General features: G+C 48.0%; 22 protein-coding genes. 5 read left to right on the top strand and 17 right to left on the bottom strand.

Features of this window, described 5'->3' with window-relative positions; translation table 11 throughout:
• The 8 genes from D515_RS16795 to cls all read right to left on the bottom strand — a co-directional run.
• Positions 1 to 3,224, bottom strand: a 3,224-nt coding sequence (locus D515_RS16795) for a beta strand repeat-containing protein (RefSeq protein ID WP_338035037.1), incomplete at its 3' end; no start/stop codon positions are given.
• 516 nt (positions 3,225 to 3,740) lie between these two features.
• On the bottom strand, positions 3,741 to 4,661 hold the full coding sequence (locus tag D515_RS16790; protein ID WP_002540219.1) for a manganese-dependent inorganic pyrophosphatase: 921 nt from the start codon (positions 4,659 to 4,661) through the stop codon (positions 3,741 to 3,743).
• A gap of 152 nt (positions 4,662 to 4,813) precedes the next feature.
• Complete coding sequence (locus tag D515_RS16785; RefSeq protein WP_002540218.1) at positions 4,814 to 5,302, bottom strand: hypothetical protein; 489 nt, start codon at positions 5,300 to 5,302, stop codon at positions 4,814 to 4,816.
• A gap of 27 nt (positions 5,303 to 5,329) precedes the next feature.
• Entirely contained in the window at positions 5,330 to 5,884 is a 555-nt protein-coding gene (locus D515_RS16780) for a porin family protein (RefSeq protein WP_002540217.1), read from the bottom strand.
• A 127-nt stretch (positions 5,885 to 6,011) separates the two neighbouring features.
• Positions 6,012 to 6,938, bottom strand: a complete 927-nt coding sequence (locus tag D515_RS16775) for a LysR family transcriptional regulator (protein ID WP_002540215.1) — start codon at positions 6,936 to 6,938, stop codon at positions 6,012 to 6,014.
• 113 nt (positions 6,939 to 7,051) lie between these two features.
• Positions 7,052 to 7,354 carry a hypothetical protein gene (locus D515_RS16770; RefSeq protein WP_002540214.1) on the bottom strand — a complete coding sequence of 101 codons (303 nt, stop codon included), beginning with the start codon at positions 7,352 to 7,354 and terminating at the stop codon, positions 7,052 to 7,054.
• Positions 7,355 to 7,574: 220 nt separating this feature from the next.
• Positions 7,575 to 8,003 (bottom strand): MarR family winged helix-turn-helix transcriptional regulator, encoded by a 429-nt coding sequence (locus tag D515_RS16765; RefSeq protein ID WP_046308062.1) that lies wholly within the window; start codon positions 8,001 to 8,003, stop codon positions 7,575 to 7,577.
• A 378-nt stretch (positions 8,004 to 8,381) separates the two neighbouring features.
• The gene (cls, locus tag D515_RS16760) at positions 8,382 to 9,842 is read right to left on the bottom strand and encodes a cardiolipin synthase (RefSeq protein ID WP_002540211.1); all 1,461 of its coding nucleotides are present in this window, start codon (positions 9,840 to 9,842) and stop codon (positions 8,382 to 8,384) included.
• Between the two features lie 434 nt (positions 9,843 to 10,276).
• Here cls and D515_RS16755 point away from each other — a divergent pair, with 434 nt between their 5' ends.
• The 5 genes from D515_RS16755 (at position 10,277) to D515_RS16735 (ending at position 13,887) form a co-directional block, all read left to right on the top strand.
• The gene (locus D515_RS16755) at positions 10,277 to 11,623 is read left to right on the top strand and encodes a sodium-dependent transporter (RefSeq protein ID WP_002540210.1); all 1,347 of its coding nucleotides are present in this window, start codon (positions 10,277 to 10,279) and stop codon (positions 11,621 to 11,623) included.
• Positions 11,624 to 11,751: 128 nt separating this feature from the next.
• Positions 11,752 to 12,423 (top strand): TIGR01621 family pseudouridine synthase, encoded by a 672-nt coding sequence (locus D515_RS16750; protein ID WP_002540208.1) that lies wholly within the window; start codon positions 11,752 to 11,754, stop codon positions 12,421 to 12,423.
• A gap of 38 nt (positions 12,424 to 12,461) precedes the next feature.
• Positions 12,462 to 12,671: a hypothetical protein gene (locus tag D515_RS16745; protein WP_039850247.1), complete on the top strand. Its 210-nt coding sequence runs from the start codon at positions 12,462 to 12,464 to the stop codon at positions 12,669 to 12,671.
• Complete coding sequence (locus D515_RS16740; protein WP_002540205.1) at positions 12,668 to 13,615, top strand: class I SAM-dependent methyltransferase; 948 nt, start codon at positions 12,668 to 12,670, stop codon at positions 13,613 to 13,615. The genes D515_RS16745 and D515_RS16740 overlap by 4 nt, the downstream gene beginning before the upstream one ends.
• Before the next feature lie 17 nt (positions 13,616 to 13,632).
• On the top strand, positions 13,633 to 13,887 hold the full coding sequence (locus D515_RS16735; protein ID WP_002540204.1) for a hypothetical protein: 255 nt from the start codon (positions 13,633 to 13,635) through the stop codon (positions 13,885 to 13,887).
• 26 nt (positions 13,888 to 13,913) lie between these two features.
• On the opposite strand, the gene gspS2 is transcribed toward D515_RS16735, so the two are convergent.
• The 9 genes from gspS2 to D515_RS16690 all read right to left on the bottom strand — a co-directional run bounded on the left by gspS2 (position 13,914) and on the right by D515_RS16690 (position 20,933).
• Positions 13,914 to 14,315 carry a type II secretion system pilot lipoprotein GspS-beta gene (gene gspS2 / locus D515_RS16730; protein ID WP_002540203.1) on the bottom strand — a complete coding sequence of 134 codons (402 nt, stop codon included), beginning with the start codon at positions 14,313 to 14,315 and terminating at the stop codon, positions 13,914 to 13,916.
• A gap of 34 nt (positions 14,316 to 14,349) precedes the next feature.
• The gene (locus D515_RS16725; RefSeq protein ID WP_002540202.1) at positions 14,350 to 14,652 is read right to left on the bottom strand and encodes a YciI family protein; all 303 of its coding nucleotides are present in this window, start codon (positions 14,650 to 14,652) and stop codon (positions 14,350 to 14,352) included.
• 86 nt (positions 14,653 to 14,738) lie between these two features.
• On the bottom strand, positions 14,739 to 15,137 hold the full coding sequence (yciA, locus tag D515_RS16720) for an acyl-CoA thioester hydrolase YciA (protein WP_039850239.1): 399 nt from the start codon (positions 15,135 to 15,137) through the stop codon (positions 14,739 to 14,741).
• 85 nt (positions 15,138 to 15,222) lie between these two features.
• Complete coding sequence (locus tag D515_RS16715) at positions 15,223 to 15,768, bottom strand: septation protein A (RefSeq protein ID WP_002540200.1); 546 nt, start codon at positions 15,766 to 15,768, stop codon at positions 15,223 to 15,225.
• A gap of 154 nt (positions 15,769 to 15,922) precedes the next feature.
• Positions 15,923 to 16,744: a tryptophan synthase subunit alpha gene (gene trpA / locus D515_RS16710; protein WP_002540199.1), complete on the bottom strand. Its 822-nt coding sequence runs from the start codon at positions 16,742 to 16,744 to the stop codon at positions 15,923 to 15,925.
• Complete coding sequence (gene trpB, locus D515_RS16705) at positions 16,744 to 17,934, bottom strand: tryptophan synthase subunit beta (protein ID WP_002540198.1); 1,191 nt, start codon at positions 17,932 to 17,934, stop codon at positions 16,744 to 16,746. The genes trpA and trpB overlap by 1 nt, the downstream gene beginning before the upstream one ends.
• A gap of 8 nt (positions 17,935 to 17,942) precedes the next feature.
• A complete protein-coding gene (gene trpCF, locus D515_RS16700; protein WP_002540197.1) occupies positions 17,943 to 19,310 on the bottom strand; it encodes a bifunctional indole-3-glycerol-phosphate synthase TrpC/phosphoribosylanthranilate isomerase TrpF in 1,368 nt (455 codons plus the stop codon).
• Positions 19,310 to 20,311, bottom strand: coding sequence for an anthranilate phosphoribosyltransferase (gene trpD / locus D515_RS16695; RefSeq protein WP_002540196.1), 1,002 nt, complete (start codon positions 20,309 to 20,311; stop codon positions 19,310 to 19,312). The genes trpCF and trpD overlap by 1 nt, the downstream gene beginning before the upstream one ends.
• A 22-nt stretch (positions 20,312 to 20,333) precedes the next feature.
• Positions 20,334 to 20,933 carry an aminodeoxychorismate/anthranilate synthase component II gene (locus tag D515_RS16690; protein ID WP_002540195.1) on the bottom strand — a complete coding sequence of 200 codons (600 nt, stop codon included), beginning with the start codon at positions 20,931 to 20,933 and terminating at the stop codon, positions 20,334 to 20,336.

The following is a 20,933-nucleotide window of genomic DNA, read 5'->3' as shown; positions in this document are numbered from 1 at the left end:
CCGCCGGAGGTGGCATTCACCGAGACGGTAAACACATCATCATCCGCCGATTCATTCAGGCTGTCATCAAGCGTATCGACGGTAAAGTCGGTGGAAGTGGTGTTCGCAGCGATCACCACATCACGGGTGACCGGCGTGACATCGCCATCTTCCGTGGTCTTGTGACCAATCACCACGGTGACCGTAAAGTCCGCCGTTGGCGCTTCACTGAGCGTCAAGGTGTAACTGGCCGCTTCGCCTTCATTCACTGAGGCATCACCCGTCAGGGTTAAGGTCGGCGCATCCGTGGTGGTGCCGTCATTGATGGTGGTTTCTACCGCAGCTGGGGCGGTGGGCTGCGCTTCGAAGTCACCGCCGGAGGTGGCATTCACCGAGACGGTAAACACATCATCATCCGCCGACTCATTCAGGCTGTCATCAAGCGTATCGACGGTGAAATCGATGGACGTGGTGCCTGCCGCAATGACGACATCGCGGGTCACCGGCGTGACATCGCCATCTTCGGTGGTCTTATGACCCACGACGATAGTCACGGTAAAGTCAGCCGTTGGCGCTTCGCTGAGCGTCAAAGTGTAGCTGGCCGCTTCGCCTTCATTCACTGACGCATCACCCGTCAGGGTTAAGGTCGGTGCATCCGTGGTGGTGCCGTCGTTGATGGTGGTTTCGACGGCTGCCGGGGCGCTTGGCTGCGCCTCAAAGTCACCGCCGGAGGTGGCATTCACCGAGACGGTAAACACATCATCATCCGCCGATTCATTCAGGCTGTCATCAAGCGTATCGACGGTAAAGTCGGTGGAAGTGGTGTTCGCAGCGATCACCACATCACGTGTAACAGGCGTGACATCGCCATCTTCCGTGGTCTTGTGACCAATCACCACGGTGACCGTAAAGTCCGCAGTTGGCGCTTCACTGAGCGTCAAGGTGTAGCTGGCCGCTTCGCCTTCATTCACTGAGGCATCACCCGTCAATGTCAGGGTTGGTGCATCCGTGGTGGTGCCGTCGTTGATGGTGGTTTCGACGGCAGCCGGTGCGGTGGGCTGCGCCTCAAAGTCACCGCCGGAGGTGGCATTCACCGAGACGGTAAACACATCCTCATCGGCGGATTCATTCAGGCTGTCGTCCAGGGTATCTACGGTGAAATCGATGGACGTGGTGTTTGCAGCGATCACCACATCACGGGTGACTGGTGTGACATCGCCATCTTCGGTGGTCTTGTGACCCACGACGATAGTCACGGTAAAGTCCGCGGTTGGTGCTTCACTGAGCGTCAAGGTGTAGTTGGCGTTCTCACCCTCATTGACCGAGGCATCGCCAGTTAAGGTGAGCGTCGGTGCATCCGTGGTGGTGCCGTCATTGATGGTGGTTTCGACGGCAGCTGGCGCCGTTGGCTGCGCTTCGAAGTCACCGCCGGAGGTGGCATTCACCGAGACGGTAAACACATCATCATCGTCGGATTCATTCAGGCTGTCGTCCAGGGTATCCACGGTGAAATCGATGGAAGTGGTGTTCGCAGCGATCACGACATCGCGGGTCACTGGCTGAATGTCGCCATCTTCCGTGGTCTTATGGCCGATAACGACAGTGACCGTGAAATCCGCGGTTGGCGCTTCACTGAGCGTCAAGGTGTAGCTGGCCGCTTCGCCTTCATTCACTGAGGCATCACCCGTCAGTGTCAGGGTTGGTGCATCCGTGGTGGTGCCATCATTGATGGTGGTTTCCACGGCTGCTGGCGCGGTGGGCTGCGCCTCAAAGTCACCACCGGAGGTGGCATTCACCGAGACGGTAAACACGTCATCATCCGCCGATTCATTGAGGCTGTCGATAAGAGTGTCTACCGTGAAGTCGACTGAAGTAGTACCGGCAGTGATCACCACATCACGAGTCACCGGGGTGATATCACCCTCTTCTGTCGTCTTGTGGCCAACTACCACAGTGATGGTGAAGTCAGAAGTAGGTGCATCCGAGAGCGTCAAGGTGTAGTTGGCGTTCTCACCCTCATTGACCGAGGCATCGCCAGTTAAGGTGAGCGTCGGTGCATCCGTGGTGGTGCCATCGTCGATGGTGGTTTCCACCGCATTAGGTACAGCAGGTAGTCCTTCAAAGGATCCCCCCGCGGAACTTGTTACTTCAACTTTAAAGGTATCTTCGTCAGCACGTTCATCATAAACATCATTAAGGGCTTCTACAGTAAAGCTTGCTGTTGTGCTGCCTTCAGGAATGACGACTAACTTTTCTGAAACTGTTATATCTCCAGTTTCACTGGAAATGTGGCTAATAGTAACGACTATTTCCATGTCTGAATATGGAGCCTCAGAAAGCTCCAATGTGTAGGTCGCGTCAGAGCCTTCATCCACGACGCTATCGCCACTCAATGAAAGTATTGGAGTGTCTTCACCAGCCTTCAGATCTTCAGTGTCTTCATCCAAAATGGTAGTCGTTAAGGGGGCGGATAAATCGACTAACTGTTGGTTATCGCTGACTTCAGTTTTGATAATAGAAACTTCAAAGCTGTCATCATCGTCACTTTCATCAAGGGAGTCGTCTAATATATCAACGACAAAGATGGCTTGAGTTTGGCCTTTAGGGATCACCAATTCTTGGGAAATAGGTGTTATATCGCCGGATTCTGATGTTTTATGCTGCACACTAATAGTGATCACAATGTCCGACGTTGCAGGCTCTGATAATGTAATGGTATATGTCGCAGTGCCTCCTTCAAATACAGAGTTACTGCCATTTAATGTCGCTTGAAGGAGAGAAGGGACACTTGGCGAAGATGCCCCTGATTCTTGAGTGTTTAATAAAGCGCTTTCTCCAAAAACGTCAAGAAAGGGGGAGCGGTTACCGAAAGTGTAATCGGTATCAAATCCCGCTGAAGTCAATACTGAAAGTGAATTGGCGAGAATGACAGCCTGTGGCGAAAGTGAAGAACCTGGTGAAGCTTCGCCAGCTTGTGGATCCACATCTGCAACTAGTAAAGGGTCTCTACCTTCGCTGATTGCCTTAAGAATTTCCTCGAGATCATCCGTCAGTACCATGTCCGGCGAAACGTCACCGTCCACAAGCAGTACGGTATGCGAAGCTATATCATCCCCAGTTGCAGAGCTATTGTTTTCTTCATTTTGCAGTGGAATAAAAATAACGTCACCCTGATTTATTTTTATTCCACTTTGTGCATATTCAACTCGTCCATTTTTAGAAATAAATACTTTTTTATTAGCCATCTGATCTAGAGTCTCTTCGGACATCCATGAACCCTCAATTATCTACCAGTCTTTTATAAGAATAATCACCTGAATAGAGTAGGGCTTAATTAAGGCTTTGTGACTATGGATATGATGATTTTTTAATTATTATTTAAAAGTGTATTAATATTGAGAATTAATTCATTCTTCAATATTTGATGCAGAGCTCATTCAAATTCAATGGGTTGATTAGACATGTAGTTGCAGTGACATCGGTTGATATCGCAGTTTTTAAGGTGTGGAGCTTAGCGGCTGTTCTTTAGATAAATAAACGACAACGTAAGGATGTTGGTTTTGAAGGTGGTGTATTAATAAAGGGTGGTACTTATTATTCATCAAATAATGATGTTGGGAGCTTTATTATTATGCCGATCACAAAACAAAGTCACTTTGACTAGATGATTATATATTGGCTGTTATTTATAGCCAGAAAATCTGTCACTTAAGTGTATTAAAAAGGGGCGGAAATCCGCCCTTTTTAATCGATATGCGCAATTAAGCAAATGCGTCTTGAAGCGGTGGAACGACCTGCTTCTTACGACTCAGAACTCCATCAAGCCAAACGCGGCCGTTTTCGGTTTCTTTACCGTATGCACGCTCAACAACAGAAACGTCATCAGAGATAACCAGAAGCTCAGAACCTTCTTTCATGATGTCAGTCAGTAGCAACATCACAGTATGGCGCTCGCCTTCTGCTTTTAGAGTAGCGATGTCTGCTTCCAGTTCTGATTTAATGTCGTCGAATACTGATAGATCGACTACTTCCAATTGGCCGATGCCTACCAGATTACCGTTCATGTTGAAGTCTTTGTAATCACGCATCACCAGATCACGGATAGGTGTGCCAGCGACTGCTGATTTCACATTGAACATTTCCAGGCCAAGGGCTTCGTAGTCTTCAATACCAGCAATCTTCGCTAGGTCTTCAACACAACGAATGTCTGCGGTGGTGCAGGTTGGAGATTTGAAGATAACGGTGTCGCTCAGAATCGCGCACATCATGATGCCTGCGATCTCTTTTGGAATTTCTACACCGTGGAAGTCATACATCATTTTGATGACGGTGTTAGAACAGCCAACAGGACGGATCCAACATTCCAGTGGGGTAGAAGTAGTTAGGTCGCCCAGTTTGTGGTGGTCAACGATACCGACGATCGTTGCTTCTGCGATGTCGTCAGGTGCTTGAGTCAGTTCAGAGTGGTCAACGATGTAAACTTCTTCGCCTGCATAGCTCAGTTTCAGCTCAGGAGCTTCGAAACCAAAGCGTTCCAGGATGAAAGCAGTCTCTGGAGAAGGTTCTCCAAGACGCGCTGCTACTGCTGGCTCACCGATTTGGTTTTTCAGGTATGCAAGTGCAATTGCACCACAGATAGAATCAGAATCAGGGATCTTATGACCCACAACATACATTGGCATATTTGGCTCTCGTCATGCTCACATTTGAATTTTGGCGCATTTTACCAGAGTGGCCTTAAATGTACATTCATCCATAGTATGAGGATGTAACAAACGCCCAACATGCGTCGAGCGTTAAAGTTACGGCGAAAAATGCTGAAAAACGGCAGCCATCAAAGTGGGAGGATCACACCGACGTTGAGTTGAGGCGCTAAGCCGCTAGGTAGAAAGGTGTCCTGATGTCGGAAGTATCCCATTTCAAGACCATATCTGACTTTGATAGGTAGATTGTAATCAAATACCAATGCTGCGCCGACACTTGGTCCATAGGCCTTCAGATCTTCTCTATCACGGCCAAAGTAGTTTCTTGTGCCTTTGTACTCAGCAATACCAGCTTCGAGCTGAACCGAATACGCTTGGTGTTTACTTTCTAAATATTGAACACCTAAACGGTAGTGTTTAACTGACTCTTTGTCAGAGAACCAGTAGGAATCGGCAATTCCGAAACTGCCATACACGGCTTCAAACCCCATGACATCGTTAACGCCAAGTTGAGCACCCAAGCCCCACTGCATTCCGATTTTCAGGTCAGGAGAAAAATGGATATCTGCGGTTGCCATTGAGCTGAATGCTAGTGCTACAGAGCATACTAATTTTTTCATCGTTACTTCTTCCTGTTAGCGAATGGCTCAGAACTTATAGCCGATGGAAAGCGAAAAGTGGTCAGTGAAGGCATCGTCTGTCAGGCGGTCAATGCGCAGGTCGGTATAGATGGTGTCATTGAAAGTTGCTCTTACACCCGCACCGACGTAAATCGCGCTGTCTGAGTAAGAGCTGGAAGCACTTCCCGCATCACCAGCATGAAATTCGTACTTGTCTTTGTAGCTTGCAAGGCCAATGACGCCGTAAGGTTTTACATGGAATTGATTGAGATCGAAGGTATAGCCGATATCCGCATCTAACTTGTATGTGTTGGTTTTCAAGTTCGTACCGTATCGTTTCCCATCAGCAATGAGCTCGACACTGTCGCTTGTGTTGCTATATGACACGTTGACACCAACTATTCGGTTAATGTCATAGCCATATTCGAGTTTGAAACCATTACCCCAATCAACGCGCTCACCATAAATATTTTCAATATCAGCACTGATAAAGCCAACGCCTGCTCGGTGGCCTGAGAAATCGGCTGCCAAAGCGCTTAAAGGAAGGAGGAAGATGGAACCTGCTAACACTGCTTTTTTCATGATTGCTCTCTTTATAAGGGAGCATCCTTGCTAATTACGTGAGCCAGTCCTTAAGTGGCGAGACCAGAATAGGGGATTAATGTGATAACCCCCAATTAGCAGCAGTTATGTCGGTGATTAGGTCTGGTTATTGGATAGCGAGTTCCAGTTCTTCTTTTACAAGGCTGTTGAGCCATAGAGTTAGAGGGTCGTTACCGTTTCTTTGGTGGAAGAAACTATTGAGGGAGTAGGTTAGTTCGAAATCTTGGGTATCAATATCTATACGACGCAGAGAAGGGTATGAACTGAAGGGAAAGAGATTGCTGGTAGCGAAAAACATGTCTGATTTATGTAAAACATCGACTATCGCCATTGGGTAGGCAGAGCGAAAGCCAACTTTGTAAGGGAGAGATAATTCTTTCATCTTCTTGGCTGCAACGGGAAGGTCTTCACTCCAACCAGGGATGAAAAGAGAGGCAAGCTCGTACTTAGAAAATTCGTTCGGTGTCGCGGATTTTGATTGAATTGGGTGGTCTTTTCTTACCGCGCAACAACCCGTGAGGTCGACTAACTTCTGCTCCCGAATATGTTTAGGCTTAACATCAAGGCCATATGAAATACCCATTAGAAGTTGGCCACTTTCAATGTCTGTAATAGTAGAAGAAGTCCAATTAACAACTTCAACCTCGAGGAAGGGGGCTTTTTCCCTGAGCTCAAGAATAAAAGTGCCGGACAGACGTATCATGACTTGAGGGGCAAATGCGATCCTGATTTTTTTCTTCAGGGTGAGAGGTTCAAACGCTTCCAGTTCATTCAAAGAAGATTGGAGATCGTTTAAAGCCGGAATAATTTTTGCGGCTAATTCTTCCGCTTTGGATGTTGGTTGTAGCCCCTCTGGGACTTTTATAAATAGCTCATCATTGAAAAAATGACGGAGCTTTTTAAGGTTTTGGCTGACGGCAGGTTGTGTTACATACAAACGCTCGGCGGCTTTCCTCGTGTTTTTCTCTTGGAACAAGACAAGGAAAACTCTGAGAAGATTAAGGTCGATAGTATTAAAAATATCTTTAGACATGAAGCGTTAAGCCAGCTCGAAACCAGTAGCCATTATGCAGGATCAATGGTGACTTTAAAAAGAAAAAACGCTGCCGGAGCAGCGTCAATGGGCACTATGGTGCTATGAAATTGTTATAGATCTCTCATCAGTATTTCAAGCTCTTCCGTGGCTTCTTCGATGAGATGCTCCAGTTCCTTGGCGTCATCATTTGCAAGTGGCAATTGCCAATGGACTGGTTTGCCATTTGACGTGTGTTTGCCTACCAACTTCGTCACTCTGCCGCTGCGTTCGAACCTTAAGTGTTCAAACTCTGCAGCGTGGCATTGACGTTTCTCAACGATCTCAATTTCTAACAGGCCGGTAGGATTAACCTGTACGTGAGCGTGTAATTGCTTTGTGTCTTTGAGCAAATAGTTTCTGTGTCGAGCCAACATAAACCACCCCTTAGCTGCGTCCCCATTCCGCACTTCAAGTGTAGTCAACTAGATGTATATGGATCGCAAAAAAATGCGTAAAAATGCACAAACATTGATCAAGATACTGATGCGTATATGGATCTTTTTTCACGTATTAAATACGGTAATTTTTAAGGAGTTGCGGGCTTTAGGTGGGCTAAAAAAGAAAAACCCGAGCAGGGCTCGGGCTTTACGGGCATCACATTGCGCGTACAATTTTTTCCAGTGCTTTTTGCAATGAAGACATCTCTTCATTGGAAAGCAATGAAGACAAAATCAACTTATTGTTGGATTCTGCTTGAGACATCATGTCGGCCATCATTTGTCCTTTTTCAGACAAGGTCAAGATTTTGGATCGGCGGTCATGAATGTCATCACGACGGTCAATATAACCCTCCATCACCAAGCCTTGCACGACACGACTGACTTTCGACTTTTCACTGGCTAAATATGGCAACCCCATCAGATCGCCTTGGCGCAGTTCACCTTTGTCTGCCACTGCGGCGATAGTAATTGCCTGTTCAGAACTTAATGTGACGCCTTGCTGTTCCAACCAATCGTGATGACGCTTGGCTGATTTGAGAGCAACGAGTCGGCATAAAAAACTCAGTTCCGATTGAATATACACGATTATCACTAGTTTATTGGTGTTATAAGTGGCATGCATAGTACAACTGGAAATGAAATAAAGTCTAATCCGCTAGGCAGTTGTGTTATAAGAATGTATCGCAATGAGTTTATTGTTTTTGTAAATATAACATGATGAAAATTAAGAACTTATAATAGGCGTGTGAAATGACTTGTAGCAAGTGTGATACCTGTCACTTATTGCTTTGAGTTTATTTTAAGCAGGGAGATTATTTAATAACCAAAAAAGACCTGAAAGAAAGTTCCAGGTCACATTCTATTATTTTGTAAAACTTTATGAATATATATAAAGCTCAACTTTTTGAATACTTTTAACGCAAGTATTAGTAACAATTTTCTGGATAGAGTGGGGTATAAGTTAAAGTAAAGGGCTAAACATATAAAAGAACTGCTCAATCGGACGATTAAACACAGAACGTCTAGACCACTCGGTTCGGTCAACCAGAGAAGAGTTCGCCATGTAGCCATTTTGCAGCGCAACTAAATCGTCGCAAAATTCAGGGTCATCTACGCAGAGCGTCAATTCAAAATTGAGCCAAAGGCTGCGCATATCCAAGTTCACCGTCCCGATAAGACAGAAATTGTCATCGACCATCACTGACTTAGTATGCAAAAGTCCGCCATTGAAACGATAGATATTAATGCCCGCGCGTAACAGCTCGTTAAAGAAAGAGCGGCTGGCCCATTCCACCATCAGGCTGTCGTTTTTGGCCGGAATAATAATATTTACTGTGACCCCGCGCTGGGCAGTCGTTTGCAGTGCACTAAGCAGGCTCTCACTGGGTACTAAATAAGGTGTGGTGATTGTCAGACTCTTTTTCGCCTGATGAATCGCCAGCATTAATACCTGTTGAATAATGCCATCCGGCATACCGGGTCCGGAAGGTGCAACCTGAACCGAGTGGTTTGCATGGCGATGTTCTTCAATCAAGCTGCACTGAGGCAAATCGGGCAGATAGCGAAGGCCGGTTTCCACCTCCCAGTCCCAGGCAAATATACTGTTGAGAATAGGCACGGATGGACCTTCGGCTTTGACCATAATGTCGACCCATTGGCCTACACCTGCATTCTGTTTAAAGAAACGAGGGTCGACCAAGTTCATCGAGCCTGTATAGCCAATCTTATTGTCGACAATAACGATTTTGCGATGCTGACGGATATCCAGTCTGCGAAGGAACATACGCGCTGGACTGACGGCAAGGGCTTCAATGAGTTCCACCCCGGCTTTACGCATCGCATCAGGCCAATGGCTTCTGAAAAAGGTTTTGCTTCCAGCGGAATCAAGCAGAATTCGCACCGTAACGCCGCGTTTCGCTGCATCACACACCGCTTTGGCGACATCGTCTGCATGTCCGCCAGGATGCCAGATATAGAAGACCATATTGACTGAGTGTTCGGCCTCCCTGACGTCTTGAGCTATGTTCCGGAGAATGTCTGCGGTTTCATTGAACAACGTGAGTTGATTACCCGCCAACGCAGGGATACCTGCCCGTCGCAGGCATAAATCGTGAACAGGGCGAGCGAGGAAACTTTGGTGCTGTGGTCGGTGAGCTTCACATTCATTGATGGTTTCAAGCCATTTACCATAAGGCGTAAACATAGATCTGGCGCGTTCGGCCCTTTTCCTGCCAAGGTTGAGCTCGCCAAAAAGCAGGTAAAGAATGACACCAACAATAGGAATGATATAGATGATCATCAACCAGGCGATGGAAACACCGAGTGCGCGACGTTTGAGCACCACGCGAATAGTCACACCAGCGATAAGCAACCAATAAAAGAAGACGCTTGCCCACACCAAAAACTGATAAATCTTATCCATTTCAATCCACTTAGACCCAAAACATCCCCAATATAGGCTGTTAAGAAACAGTATGCACTGTATTTAGCTATGCATATTCCCAATCGCGAGGCAGACGGGAAGTATTTTCCAACTCAACAGACAGTTGTTAATAAATCTTTGTCACTAAGTGTTTATAAAGTAATCAGAAGGAGGGCGGAAATGGGGAATTATGTTGGCTGATCGAAAAATATAGCGCGATCGCTTCAAATTTTATTCTCTAACTGGTTTACTTGCCATGCCTGTGCATCAAACAGGAGTTTTGAGTTCTGTAATTATAAGTTTACAGTCTGGCGATCGCTTCCCAAGGAAGGTCGAACATTACCAGGAAAAGAACCACCCAGTTAACTCTCGCTGAATGAGGCTGTCAGGGACGAATTGGGTATAACAACATTAAAAATTTTTAGAGAGTGATTATGGCAAGCGGTAATAGAGCCCAATTTTCTTCCCGTTTAGGGTTTATTCTTGCCGCCGCAGGTTCTGCGGTGGGCCTTGGCAACATTTGGGGTTTCCCTACGCAAGCGGCTAGCAATGGTGGTGCCGTCTTTTTACTGACCTACCTCGCAATGGTATTTATTCTGGCTTACCCACTGTTAGTGGCTGAACTGACCATCGGTCGTTACGGTGCATCTAACCCTATTCGTTCCCTGATTTCTGTTGCACCAAAACAAAAAGTGCTTGGCTCTGCGGTAGGTATCGCTGGTATGTTGGGCGTGAGTGGTATTCTCAGCTTCTATGCCATTGTAGCTGGCTGGTTCTTCGGCTTTCTCGTGGGCCCGTTGCTGAGTGCGGTGGGAATGGATGCAGCAGCGGCTTGGCTGGAAGGCTTCAGCATTGAACGCAATCTGGTATTGATGTTGCTGTTCATGGTGTTGACGATTCTGGTGGTTCGTAATGGTGTTGCAGACGGTATTGAAAAATGGTCAAGCCGTTTGATGCCGGTGCTGTTTGTGCTGTTCATCTTGATGGTGATTTATACCCTTTTCCAACCGGGTGCTGTTGATGGCCTGAAGATGTATCTGGTTCCGGATACTTCGCACTTCTCTCCTGATCTGATGGTCAGTGCGATGGGGCAGGCATTCTTCTCTCTGTCTATCGGTGTGTGCACCATGATGGTCTACGGCTCATACCTTCGCAAAGATGCGGATCTGCCTAAAACAGCGGCGCAGGTTGCTTTGCTTGATACTGGCGTTGCCTTTGTTGCGGGCCTTCTGATCCTCCCTGCAATGTTCGCGGCTCAACACAACGGTGTGCAGATTTACAACGAAGCCGGTGGCCTCTTGGATGGTGATACGCTGGTATTCAGTGTGTTACCAGCGATGTTTGACACCATGGGTGGTGCAGGTCTGATTGTAGGCGTGGCGTTCTTTGCGCTGATGGTCATTGCAGCCCTGACCTCATCGATTTCTATGCTTGAAGTGCCAGTGTCTTGTGCTTCTGAAGAACTGAACAAAGATCGTAAGACAGTTGTGTGGTGGATTGGTGGTGCAATCGCTGTGTTTTCTGCCGTTATTATCTTCAACTTTGGTTCACTGTTTGGTCTGGTGATCAGCATTACCACAGAGTACATGCAGCCAATTCTGGGGCTTATCATGGCGCTGATTGCTGGTTGGATTTGGAAGCGTAATCAGGTACTGGAAGAGTTGCGTCAAGGTAACCCAGAAATATCGGAGAGTCTGTTCTGGAAAGTGTGGCCAACCTACGTTCGTATTGTGTGTCCAATCCTTATGGCGTTGGTTTTCCTATGGCCCGTGATTAAGTAATCCTCATCAAGCGCAAACTCAACCTCGTATCCCCGGTAAATACCGGGGATTTTCTTTTCTGATTAGAGAAATTTGGGGCGATTGGGTTTACACTCTGCGCTTATTTTTCTGTAGCGACAGGTTTACCCATGTTCAGTCTGGTTTTTCAGAATGATGACTTTCTGGTCATCGATAAACATCCCGGCATTAGTGTTCACAAAGACGATGATGATCAGCCTCTTTTGAGTGAAGTGGCGAAGCAAACGGGCGACGAAAAACTCTACCTGATCCATCGACTGGACAAAATGACCTCTGGCTTGCTTCTATTAGGACGTCATCAACAAGCGGCCTCTGAGCTTTCTTCAATGTTTGCTGATAAAACGGTGCAGAAGTTTTATCTGGCTGTGTCTGCAAAGAAGCCGAGTAAAAAGCAGGGAACCATTATTGGTGATATGACCAAAAGTCGCCGCTCAATGTGGAAGCTTCTATCCACCAAAAGCAATCCTGCTATTACCCAGTTCTTTTCCACGTCTGGTGGTGAAGGTAAACGCTTATTTCTCTGCAAGCCTTACACAGGAAAAACTCACCAGATCCGTGTGGCGCTGAAAAGTGTTGGGTCGTCAATTATGGGTGATGAAACATACAGCGGGGCGGGGGCAGACAGGGGATACCTTCATGCGTTTGCCCTTAGGTTCAATCACGGTGGCGAGGCATTTTTATTCCAACAAAAGCCAAGCATTGGTAACGAATGGCCTGAACTGCCAGAAGAATGGCAAACACCGGAAGCGTTAAACTGGCCGAAGTTGCCGCACCAAAAATAGTAATTAAGTACTCCAAGGATGGAAGTATGGAGTCGAAAATGGCACTTAAACAAAAGAAAACACGCACGCTTAGAAAGTCAGGCTCTTCGAGTCGTTATTGGAGCTTGGCGAACTTTCGTCGCCAACTGAGAAAGAAAAAAGCGCGCGGGTGTAACCGCCGCAACTGTGAATTTTATAACTTGCAGTTGAGCAGTCAGATTGTCGAACAGAATGTCTTTACCGAAAACGCAAAGGAAACGATTGAATGATGAATGCCGCCGCGCTGCCTACATTTTTTGACGTGCTTAGCGCTCGCCTTGCTGAGTGTAACCAAGAAGTACGCCGTGTTTTCCATGGACGTGGGCGTTGCTACGAAGGTTTAGAGCAGCTAACCGCAGATTGGCTGGGTAAAGGCGTGCTTCAGATTGCGATATTCAAAGAATCAGATAGTGAATTCTATGCAGCGTTGCAAGAAGGCATAAGCGCTTTGGTAGCAAGTGATGTGTGGACGAAATGCCAAGGTACGACGGTCATTCTTCAGCATCGCGACCGTGAAGGCTCAGAAACCGAAACCTTGGTGGGCGAAATGCCAAACCAGATTGAAGTGGTTGAGAACGGCCTTAACTACAAGTTGGACTTGGGTAAGCGCCAGAATAACGGTCTGTTTCTGGATATGCGCCTTGGCCGTCAATGGGTGCAAGAAAATGCAGCTGGCAAACGCGTATTGAACTTGTTTGCCTACACCTGTGGTTTCTCTGTGGCGGCTATTGAAGGTGGCGCAGAAAAAGTCGTTAATCTGGATATGGCGAAATCTTCGCTATCTAGAGGCCGAGAAAACCATCACCTGAATCAGCACGATTTGAGCAAGGTAAGTTTCCTCGGTCACGAGCTTTTTAAATCATGGGGTAAGGTGAAGAAGTTTGGTCCTTACGATCTAGTGATCATCGACCCGCCTTCATTCCAGAAAGGCAGCTTCGTGTTGACCAAAGATTACGCTAAGATCCTGAGACGTTTACCAGAATTGGTCGCTGATGGTGGTGATGTACTAGCTTGTGTGAATGCGCCAGACGTGAAACCAGAATTCTTGACAGAGCAAATGGCTGAGTTGGCTCCTGAGTTTGCTTTGGTCTCACGCCTTACCAATCCACCGGAATTTGAAGATATTGATACTGACAGTGCGCTGAAAGTGATGCATTTTAAACATAGGTCTTAATTTAGGTTCGAAGCTTTATGGATGCATTTCAACGGATAGAAACACTAGACTCAGGTCATTATGACGTTCGGTACAAAGATGAGCGTTGGGGACTTTCAGTGAAGCGCTACAGCAACGGACATGCGGTAAAAGTTTACGCAGAGTCTCTGGCGGGATCTGATTTTATCAGCGGGAATTTGTATCTCGTTGATGAGATCTGGTCGTTGAAACCCTGCGAAATGCCGAGAGAGAAAGTGATGTCATTTATCCTCGGCTTCGAGCTTCAAAAATAACAAAGCCCGCGTTTGCGGGCTTTGTTTTATAGGTGTTTTTCGCAATCTTCACTGCGAATGATTCGTTCTAAAACCGGGCGCCCGCGTGCATCGCGGAAAAGCAGTTTGTAGTGCACGCCTTTCTCCATCAGCGAATAGATTTCGTTATCCGTACAATAGGTTTTCTCCAAACCTTCAGCCAGTGCTGCGGGGGCGACATCTCCGCTACCTGAATACAGCAACGTCAGTTCAATTTCAGTGCTGTTAGATTTCGCGCGCACCAAGTTGTATCCGTTCATTTGAATCGGTACGAGTTTGCTCAGCATGTCTGCACGCTGTGAAGCGAAGGATTCCGCTATCTCGAGATCTGAAGTGCTTGAACAGGCCGAGAGCACCAGTGCTGCGGCGCTCATCAGCGCGATACGTCCTGTTTTAAGAGTCTTTCGCATTGAACATTCCTGTGCGTTTAATCTGCCGCTGAAATTACGCGGGCAAAACTTTTTTAAATGGCTTCACGATAACGTCTTTGTAGACGCCCGCCTCGATATAAGGGTCTGCATCTGCCCATGCTTTGGCATCTTCCAAGCTATCAAACTTAGCAATCACGGTTGAGCCAGTGAAACCCGCTTCGCCTGGGTCTTCACTGTCGACAGCTGGATTTGGGCCTGCCACCAGAAGACGGTCTTGAGCTTCCAAATCGCGTAAACGGGCGAGGTGTTGTTCCCTCACTTGCATTCTTAACGGCAAACTGTTTTCAACATCTTGTGAAAAAATGACGTACCACATCCGTGCTTTCTCCGAGTTTTTCTCGCCTAGTGTCTTCGGCCTATTGTATGCAAGGCTACACGATTGCGCAGGCAAGTTTTTCTGATTTATGACTTATTTATCGGTCTTGGGCGCCCATCACCATCAATAGCAACATAATTGAACGTTGCTTCACAGACTTTGCGGCGGGTTCCAATGCCGTCTGTTGCCACGGGTTTCACCCATACTTCCAGGCTTACACTCATAGAAGTGCGGCCAATACGGGTACATTCACCGTAACAACAAACGACATCGCCCACTGAGACAGGGGTTTTGAACACAATTTCCTGAACAGAGACGGTAACCACGCGACCGAGGGAGATCTCCTTCGCCAAAATGGCACCAGCTAAATCAAGCTGGGACATAATCCAACCGCCAAAAATATCACCATTAGCATTGGTGTCAGCGGGCATAGCAAGCGTTCGCAGTAAGAGTTGACCGCGAGGGCAATTATTCGTTTCCGACATGATACGACTTCCGGGAAATGAAATTGAAAAAGGGTGAGCCTAGGGTCAACAGCCCGTAACACCCTCAGAGTGATTTTTGTGCGAGTTATTGTTCTTCTGAATCGGTTTCTTTTGGCATGTGCTTGTAGATGTAAACACCGCTCACTATGGTAAATGCCAACGTCAGTGCTAACAAACCAAACACTTTGAAATTCACCCAAACATCCAGTGGCATCTGATAGGCGACATAAACGTTGAGTATCGCCAACGCCGTGAAAAAACCAACCCAGGCTGAGTTGATGTTTCGCCACACATTGTCTGGCAGCGTAATTTCTTTGCCAAGCATGCCTTTGATAAGTGGTTTACCCAGAACCTGAGAAACCATCAACCCAATGGCAAACAGGGCGTAAACAATCGTTACTTTCCATTTGATGAAATTGTCATCTTGGAAAAACAGCGTCATGCCGCCGAAAACAGCCACCAATACCGCTGTGACAATCTGCATCTTCTCGACTTTTTTGTAGAGCACCCAGGTAACGGCGACCTGAATAATTGTCGCGACAATCAGCGCTCCCGTTGCCGTGTAGATGTCGTACATCTTGTAAAGTGCGAAGAAGATAATGAGCGGGATAAAGTCGAGAAGCTGTTTCATTCAGAGAGTGATCCTTGTGGCAGAGCTTTTGGCTTGCTCAATAAGACCCAAAGTTTACCGAAAACTTCTGGCAGTTAAAACGCAAAGGAGCCAGAGAAAAGAAAAGGCCATCGGATGATGGCCTTAAATATCGGAGATCTGGGACGGCTTCGTCTTACTTGGTTGTTGCGGCTTTCATGTTTGCAACGAACTCGCCAAGCTCTTTCAGCATGTTTGCTTCATCAGCAACATTACGCTCGATGATTTTCACCACAGCTGAACCTGAAATCGCCCCCGCAGCGCCTGCAGTAATAGCTTCTTTAACTTGAGCTGGCTCTGAAATACCAAAGCCCAGTAAAGGACGAGGTGCATCGAACGCCGACAGTTGAGCGAGCAGGTGCTCAATTGGCTTACCGGCTTTGGTTTCTGCACCGGTAACGCCAGCACGGGAAAGCAGGTAAGTGTAGCCACCGCCAAGTTCAGAAATGGTTTTCAGGGTTTCTTCGTTCGCGTTCGGTGGCGCGATAAAGATAGCGTGAACACCATGTTTGGCAGCGGACTCACGGAATTCGGTAGATTCGCCTGCTGGTACATCAGCAATCAGCACCGAATCTACGCCAGCTTCTGCGCATTTTGCATAGAAGTTATCGATGCCGTTAGCGAAAACCAGGTTTGCATACATCAGAAGGCCAACAGGAATATCAGGATGACGCTCACGCACCTCCTTCAGAATGCTGAAGCAATTGTCCGGCGTAGTGCCAGATTCCAACGCACGAATGGTTGCGCCCTGAATGGTTGGGCCATCGGCCAGTGGATCTGAGAACGGAATACCCAGCTCCAGCGCGTCAGCACCATTTTCAATCAGCGTTTCAATGATACGCAGTGATTGCTCTGGATTTGGATCGCCAATGGTGACAAAAGGAACGAATGCGCCTTCACCTTTAGCATCCAGCTTTTCGAACATCGCTTCATAGCGGTGAGACAAGGTAGCAGCCATTACATCACTCCTTTTTCTTTCAAAATGTCGTGGACAGTAAAGATGTCCTTGTCACCGCGGCCTGACAGGTTCACTACAAGCAGTTGCTCTTTTTCTGGGTTTTCTTTTGCCATCTTCAGCGCATACGCCAAAGCATGAGCAGATTCCAGTGCAGGAATAATGCCTTCGTGACGAGCCAGTTCTTGGAAGGCGTCCAGCGCTTCGTCATCGGTTATTGCCACGTATTCGGCGCGGCCAATAGAATTCAGATGCGCATGCTGAGGGCCAACCGATGGGAAGTCGAGACCTGCAGACACAGAGTAAGACTCTTCTACCTGACCATTTGGATCCTGCATCAGTGGCGCTTTCATGCCAAAGAAGATGCCGAGTTTACCGTGTTTAAGCGGTGCACCATGCTGGTCTGTGTCCAGACCCAGACCTGCAGGCTCAACGCCAATCAGGCCTACATCGGTTTCTTCGATGAAATCAGCGAACATACCAATGGCGTTAGAACCACCGCCCACACAGGCGATCACGTTATCAGGCAGGCGGCCTTCGATTTCCAGAATTTGCTGCTTGGTCTCTTCACCAATCATCTTCTGGAATTCGCGAACAATCGTCGGGAATGGGTGAGGACCTGCAGCCGTGCCCAGCAGGTAGTGGGCTTCTTCGTAACTTGCAGACCAGTCACGCAGCGCTTCGTTGCAGGCATCTTTCAGAGTTGAAGAGCCAGAATGAACAGGGATGACTTCTGCGCCCATCAGTTTCATGCGGAATACGTTCGGGCTTTGACGTTCAACGTCCTTCGCGCCCATGTATACGCGGCATTTCAGGTCAAGCAGGGCACAAGCCAGCGCCGTAGCAACGCCGTGTTGACCAGCGCCGGTTTCGGCAATGATTTCTTTTTTGCCCATACGCTTAGCCAGTAGCGCCTGACCCAACACCTGATTGGTTTTGTGTGCACCGCCGTGAAGCAGATCTTCACGCTTCAAGTAAAGTTTGGTTTTCGTCCCTTTGGTCAGGTTGCGACAAAGGGTGAGGGCAGTAGGACGACCTGCATACTCTTTAAGAAGAGAAATGAATTCTTCCTGAAAAGCTGGATCGTTCTGTGCGTCAATAAACGCTTGCTCCAGTTGGTCTAACGCTGGAACCAGAATTTGAGGAACATACTGTCCGCCAAACTCTCCAAAATAGGCGTTCAACTTAGTCATAACAGTCCTTAGTAATCTCTCAGCGCCGTAAATGCAGCGTCCAATTTGTCTTTATCTTTGATACCCGGTTCGCTTTCCACGCCCGAGTTAAAATCGAGTCCCGCACAGCCGATTTGCGCAGCTTCTTTTGCGTTCTCTGATGACAGGCCACCGGCAAGCATCAGGCTTTCTTTTTGTTCGTCCGGCACCAAAGACCAGTCGAACTGTGTCCCTGTTCCGCCACTTTGGTTGCCGACGCGGCTGTCCAGAAGATTGCGGTCAGCGTCAGGTTCAATGTGAGGAACCGTGTCGCTTACGCCATGCGCTTTCCAAATCTGGGTACCTTTCGGCAACTCGGCACGAAGCTGTTTCACGTATTCGCTGTTCTCATTGCCGTGGAGTTGAACCGCTGCCAGATCTAGCGCTTTTGCGGTGTCAGCGACATGGTTCAGGTCGTGGTTCTGGAACACGCCAACGTATTGCAGCGGCGCGCCTTCCATCACTTTTCGCGCTGCGTCTAAATCCACATAACGTGGAGACTTCTCAACGAAAATCAGGCCGCCATAGTTGGCATAAGAATCGTAAGCCGCTTTGGCATCTTCGGCACGGGTTAGACCACACACCTTGTTGTCACCGTAAAGCACACGGCGAACCGCCTGCTCAACATCGGCTTCTGCCATCAGCGAGCTACCAATCAGGAAGCCATTCGCAAACGGTGCCAATTCGCGGATTTGCTGGTGGGTATAAATACCCGACTCTGAAATCACAATGCGATCATCAGGCAGGCGAGGTGCCAGTTCTTTGGTACGGTTCAGGTCGATGCTTAGGTCACGCAAGTTGCGGTTATTGATGCCAACAACTTTGGCATTGAGAGCAATAGCACGCTCCAGTTCTTCTTCGTTGCTGACTTCCGTCAATACACCGAGGTTCAGCTCATGCGCCGCCGCTGCAAGTGTTTGGTATTCTTCATCGTTAAGCACAGACAGCATCAACAGAATGGCGTCGGCTTGATGATGGCGCGCAAGGTACACCTGATAGGTGTCGACCATGAAATCTTTGCAAAGCACAGGACAAGGCACTTGCGAACGAACAACCGGCAGAAAGTCAAAATTGCCCTGAAAGTACTTTTCATCCGTCAATACTGAAATCGCAGCGGCATGTTTGCCGTAAACACTCGCGATGTAGTTTAGATCAAAGTCGTCACGAATCAGGCCCTTGGACGGTGACGCCTTTTTGCACTCGAGAATGAACTTCGCCGGATTGCCGGAAAGTGCGTCGTAGAAGCTACGATCGCTGGGTACCACGTCGTTAATAAAACTCTCTAGTGGTTGCGACTCTTTACGCGCCGCTACCCAGTCTTTTTTGTCTTCAACAATTTTTGCCAGTACCGTTTCCATTAGTTGCTCCGAGATGCCAGTTGCTGAACCAGTTCGAATGGCTTACCACTATTCATCACATCCAGCGCTTTTTGCGTGTTAGCTTTGAGATCTTCTTGTCCAAACAGACGCAGCAGTAATGCCACGTTAACAGCGACAGCAGATTGCTGTGCGTTGGTGCCTTTGCCTTGCAGAATTTGCGAAATGATTTCGCGGTTTTCTTCCGGCGTACCGCCTTTGATGGATTCAAGCGGGTAGGTCTGAACGCCAAAGTCTTCCGGCGTCAGTGTATATTCGGTGATGACACCGTCTTTGATTTCCGCGACGGTTGTTTCACCGTGAATCGCTACTTCATCCAAACCACTGCCGTGAACAACGGCTGCGCGCTTCATGTTGAGATTCAGCATGGTTTCAGCAATAGGGCGAACCAGTGATTTATCGTACACACCCATCAATTCCAGCGTTGGCTTCGCAGGGTTAATCAGTGGGCCCAGCAAGTTGAAGATGGTGCGGGTTTTCATGGTTTGACGAACCGGCATCGCATGGCGAACACCGCTGTGATACTGAGGCGCGAACAGGAAGCACACACCCAAATCATCCAGTGCACCGCGCGCGGTTTCAGGGCTCATTGCCAGATCGATACCAAATGCCGCTAACAGGTCTGAAGACCCCGACTTGCTCGAAACACCGCGGTTGCCGTGCTTGGCGACTTTCACGCCACATGCTGCAGCAACGAATGCTGCGGTGGTTGAAATGTTGATGGTGTTTGCGCCATCACCACCGGTGCCAACGATGTCAGCGAAATCGTAATCCGGAGTTGGAAATGGGTTGGCGTTTTCAGTGAGTGCAGACGCTGCACCCGCAATTTCTTCTGGCGTTTCGCCTTTGATTTTCAATGCGGTCAGCGCTGCTGACAACAGAATTGGGTCAAGCTCGCCTTTGATGATGGTATCAAACAGCTGATGGCTTTCTTCCTGCGACAAAGATGTCTGGTCGTAAAGTTTGTTAATAATCGCTTCCATAATGCTCTCCTTGTCCTGTCGATCAGCGCGCTTGTGTAGCCCAGTTAATGGTATTGGTTAAAAGGTCTGCGCCTTTTGTTGTGAGAATGGATTCCGGGTGGAATTGGAAACCCACGACTTTGTCGTTGTCGTTAACAACTGCCATCACCAGCCCATCCACATCCGCAATCACATCCAGTGAGTCTGGTACCTTGGTCGCAACCAAAGAGTGGTATCGGGCAATCGTCAGCGGGCTTTCGATGCTTCCAAATACATCGTGGCCGTTGTGTGTCATGAGTGACGCTTTGCCATGAACGATTTCACCTGCGCCGGCAACAGTACCGCCGTAAGCTTCGGTAATCGCTTGTTGGCCGAGGCAAATACCAATCATTGGCACTTTGCCTTTCAGTTTTAGAATCAGCTCTGGCATACAGCCTGCTTCTGAAGGTGCACCAGGGCCTGGCGACAATACAACCACTGGGTTGTTGAGCTCAGACAGTGCCTGTTCGATTTGGTCTGCACTCAGGCTGTTTCGGTAAATCGTGACCGGGTAACCGAGTGAGCGGAATTGATCGACCAGATTGTAAGTGAATGAGTCGAAGTTATCGATGAGCACAATATGTGCATTGACCTGATTGCTCAT

Origin of the sequence: Grimontia indica, assembly GCF_000333895.2 — a bacterium.
GTDB classification, from domain to species: domain Bacteria; phylum Pseudomonadota; class Gammaproteobacteria; order Enterobacterales; family Vibrionaceae; genus Enterovibrio; species Enterovibrio indicus.
Note: the sequence above shows the minus strand (reverse complement) of the source record. Positions and strands in the feature narration are given on the sequence as shown.